This is a genomic window from Mycobacterium sp. 1245499.0, assembly GCF_001673615.1.
Classification (GTDB): Bacteria; Actinomycetota; Actinomycetes; order Mycobacteriales; family Mycobacteriaceae; genus Mycobacterium; species Mycobacterium europaeum_A.
In genome coordinates this window covers 1-3,924 of the sequence record NZ_LZMG01000390.1, presented here as the reverse complement: position 1 = coordinate 3,924, position 3,924 = coordinate 1, and the positions used below count along the sequence as shown (strand labels likewise).

5 protein-coding genes are annotated in these 3,924 nt (G+C 71.4%); 2 read left to right on the top strand and 3 right to left on the bottom strand.

Translation table 11 applies throughout. From position 1 onward, the window contains the following. Positions 1-700 (top strand): FGGY-family carbohydrate kinase (locus A5646_RS24210; protein ID WP_369806988.1); only part of this gene is annotated, 700 nt, incomplete at its 5' end. Here A5646_RS24210 and A5646_RS24205 read toward each other — a convergent pair. After that, positions 697-2,193 (bottom strand): bifunctional phosphatase PAP2/diacylglycerol kinase family protein, encoded by a 1,497-nt coding sequence (locus A5646_RS24205; RefSeq protein ID WP_066863412.1) that lies wholly within the window; start codon positions 2,191-2,193, stop codon positions 697-699. The genes A5646_RS24210 and A5646_RS24205 overlap by 4 nt on opposite strands. A 28-nt stretch (positions 2,194-2,221) precedes the next feature. On the opposite strand from A5646_RS24205, the gene A5646_RS24200 reads away from it, so the two are divergent. Continuing rightward, entirely contained in the window at positions 2,222-2,995 is a 774-nt protein-coding gene (locus A5646_RS24200) for a hypothetical protein (protein WP_067024739.1), read from the top strand. On the opposite strand, the gene A5646_RS24195 is transcribed toward A5646_RS24200, so the two are convergent. Both A5646_RS24195 and A5646_RS24190 read right to left on the bottom strand, forming a co-directional pair. Next, positions 2,983-3,654 (bottom strand): GAP family protein, encoded by a 672-nt coding sequence (locus A5646_RS24195; protein ID WP_066863446.1) that lies wholly within the window; start codon positions 3,652-3,654, stop codon positions 2,983-2,985. The two genes, A5646_RS24200 and A5646_RS24195, sit on opposite strands and share 13 nt — an antisense overlap. Before the next feature lie 49 nt (positions 3,655-3,703). After that, positions 3,704-3,924, bottom strand: a 221-nt coding sequence (locus tag A5646_RS24190) for a GAP family protein (protein ID WP_197505273.1), incomplete at its 5' end; no start/stop codon positions are given.

Below are 3,924 nucleotides of genomic sequence, written 5' to 3'. Positions count from 1 at the left end.
CCTGGGTGCCGAAGAGGGCGACGTGATGGTCTCGATCGGGACATCGGGAGTGGTGGCCGCCGTTACCGCGGATCCCGTCCGCGATGACACGGGATTCGTCGCCGGATTCGCCGACGGCACCGGACGTTACCTCCCGCTGGTGTGCACACTCAACGGCGCGCGGGTGCTGGACGCGGCCGCCGCCATGTTGGGGGTCGACCACGACGAGCTGTCCCGCCTCGCGCTGTCGGCGCCGCCGGGCAGCGCGGGGCTGGTACTGGTCCCCTACCTGGAGGGCGAACGAACCCCCAACCGGCCCAACGCGACCGGGGCGCTGCACGGGCTGCGGGGGTCCAATGCGACGCCGACCAACCTGGCCCGGGCCGCGGTGGAAGGGCTGCTGTGCTCACTGGCCGACGGCCTCGCGCGGCTGACCGCACAGGGCGTCGCCGTGCGCCGCATCCTGCTGGTCGGCGGCGGCGCGCAATCGCGGGCGCTGCGCCAGGCCGCGCCCACGGTGTTCGGCATGCCGGTGCTGGTCCCCGCCCCGGCCCAGTACGTCGCGCTGGGCGCGGCGCGCCAGGCCGCGTGGGCGTTGAGCGGATCACCCGGACCGCCGGCGTGGAATCCGCCGCCCACCACCGAATTCACCGCGGACCCCGCGCCCGAGGTGGCGGCGCGTTACGCGCGGGTGCGCGACCTCACCGAGGGAGGCACCTAGTCGCCGGTCAGCGGCCGAAACACCGGCAGCACCCGGTACTTCGCGCTGAAGCTGGCCTTGTCGTATTTCTCGCGGACCTCGCCGTCGCAGGCGATGACCGTGGGTCCGTCGACGGCGCTGAAGCTGAATTCGGGCACCTGCAGCTCGTGGTAGAGCGGGCTGCGTTCCAGGCGCCCCAGGGCGAGCGCGGTCAGGATTCTGGTCCGCGCCCAGTGCCGCCCGGCCTCGAGGATGCGCACATCGATCAGGCCGTCGTCCATCCGGGTCCGGCGCGCTGGCGCGAACCCGCTCGGCAGATACAGCGAATTGCCCAGGAAGAACAGGGATGTCAGCAGCGTCTTGTTGTCGTAGCGGATGCGCACGGGCTGCTCCTTGCGCAGCGTGCGCAGCATGGCGTACAGGCCGGCCAGCGGCTTGCCGATGCGCTTCTCGAGCTTCTCCCGCCGCCGCACGAACGCCGGGTAGGCGCCGATGCTGGCGGTGTTGAGGATCATCTGAGAATCGTTGAGGCACACCAGGTCCACGCAGGCCACCTGGCCGCGCCGGATCGCGTCGACCGTCTTGGCCACGGTGTCGCAGCCGATGTCCTTGGCGAAATGGTTGAACGTCCCGGCGGGAAAGACGGCCAGCGGCAACCCCGCGTCGATGGCCACCCCCGCGGCGGCCGCGACGGTGCCGTCACCGCCGCCCACCGCGAGCACCTCGGCGCCTTCGGCCGCGTTGCGCAGCACCTGCACCGCGTCGTCGTCGGGACCCAGTTCGCGGATGTCCACCTTCGGTAACGCGGCACGCACCTCGTCGACGACCCGGGCCCCGGTGCCGCTGCCCGACTCCGGGTTGATCACCAGCACCACGCCGGCGCCGTCGGGCCGCTGCGGGGCCGCGACGCGAAGCGGTTCCGTTCGCGGAAGGGCGGTTTCGACGATCGGCGGGACGAGGCGGCCGCCCAGCACGGCCAGGCCCGAACCGATGCCGAACCCGGCGATGACGTCGCCGGGGTAGTGCGCGCCGGTCACCACCCGTGACAGACCGACCAGCCCCGCGAGCAGCGCCAGGCCGAAGCCCAGTGGCGGGTTCTCCAGCCCCACGCCGATGGCGAACGCGGCGGCGCTGGCGGAGTGCCCCGACGGCAACGAGTTCGACGTCGGGCGGCGACGGACCTGCCTGACCAGGGGTACCAGCTCGTAGCCGGGTCGGGGCCGTCGGCGGATCCGCTTGGCGACCTGATTGGTGACCAGGCTGGTGGCGGCCAGCGTCACCAGGCCGCGGGTCGCGCCGCGCTGCGCGCTTTGGCGGCCGGTGGCCAGCAGCGCCGCGCCGATGGCCACCCACAGCTTGGAATGGTCGGCCGCCCGGGTCAGCGGCGGCATCACCGTGTCCAGCAGCGGGGTGTCGGTCTCGGCGATGGCATCGAACAGCTCTCGATCCAGCGTGCCCAGTCCCCGGGTGATCTGTTTGATGCCGCGTGCGCGTTGCCAGGGCCCCCTGTTCATTCGCTACACCCTAAATTGGTCCGAAGACATGGACGCACACGGCTATTGCAGCAGATGGCACGACAACGCCGATCGCCGCGGCGTGGCCGCGCCCGTCGTCGCCGAGATCGCCCGCCGGCACGGCATCACCGCCGCGCGCTTTGGGGTGCTGGAGGGCATGGCCGAATTCATCGACCCGCACGGCAAATCGTTCTTCCTCATCCCCGCCTACGCCGACGGTGCGCGGGCCCGCGACGCCGCGCTGATGACCTATGTGTTCAACGCGGACACCGGCTACGGCAAACCGGGCGCGCGGCCCACGGACTTTCCGGCGACCCCTTACGGCGCCGCCGAGGTGGCTCGAATCATGGCCCGGCAGAAGGCAAATCGCTGGAGTTACAGCCGCGACGTCGCGTTCGTGCACCGCAATGGCGGGCGCCTGGTCGCCACCCCCAACGGCATGCTCATGGGCCTGGGCGGCAACTGGGTCCAGCGGCTGTTCAGCCAGCGCGGCGGCACCACCTGGGGCGACATCTTCCTGGTCAACGTGGGCAGGGTCGCCGACCCCGGCGGCCAGCTGCACCGGATCGTCTCGTCCGGGTGCGCCTGGTTTCTCGACCGGGCCGGCACCCCCCGCGCCAGTCGCCTCGACCTGGATCGGGTGTTGCACCACGAGGAGCGGCACGCCGCGCAGTGGGCGGACCGCGGCTATCTGGGCATGCTCACCGGCTACGGCCGGGAGCTGTTCCGCGAGTTGGCCTTTGGCGCGGTGAACGGGTTCGAGGAGGACGCGGGCCTGGCCGACGGTGGTTACAGGGCGTGAACCCCGTGATAGAGCACCATTGCGCCGATCACCACGAAGACCGCCGCCAGTAGGGCGCCGTTGTTGCGGTCCATCCAGTCCTTCAGGCGCGCCAGCGTGTCATCGAGGCGGCTGCCGGCCGCGGCATAGGCCAGGATCGGGATGGCGACGCTGGAAGCGGCGATGGCCACGAAGAAGGCGGCGGCCACCCAGTCACCGGCGAGGCCGAGCCCGCTGGTGCCGATGCCCAGCCCCGCGGGGACGCAGATGAGCGACACATCCGGGCGGACCACGGCCAGCACCGCGCCGAGGACCCCGGCCCGGGCCGGGGTGATGCTGGCGAACGAGCGCATCCAGGCCGGGGATTCGGCCTGGCCGTGCCGGTTTAGCCAGCGGTAGATGCCGTAGACGATCAGCGCCGAACCGAGCACCACGCGCAGCCACGACGACCATCGCGGGGGCGCCTTGTCCAAGCCACCCAGCAGACCGGAGGCCGCCACCGAAATGGCCGTCAGCGCGGACAGGCTCAGCAACCAGCCGCCCAGAAACGCCAGGCTGCTCGGCCGCGGCCGCGGCGCCTGGAGCACCAACACCGCCGGAATGACCGTGAGCGGAGAGAGCGAGATGACCAGTCCGAGCGGAACGAGGCCGGTCAGCACCGTCCCCCAGCTTCCTGCCATGGGCGGCATCCTGCCATTGCCGTGCCGGTGCGAGGCCGAAACGCGCCGATCAGGCCAGCGCGCGAATCCCGTTGTAGAGCACGATCAACCCGATCAGGAACAGGATGACGGCCATCATCGCGTCGTGGTTGGCCTCCATCCAGGCCTTGAGACGTTCCAGGGCATCATCGAGGCGGTCCCCGGCGCCGACGTAGGCCAAGACCGGGATGGCGACCGTCGACGCGGCGAGCACGACGAAGATCGCGGCCGCAATCACCTGGGCGCCGGCGC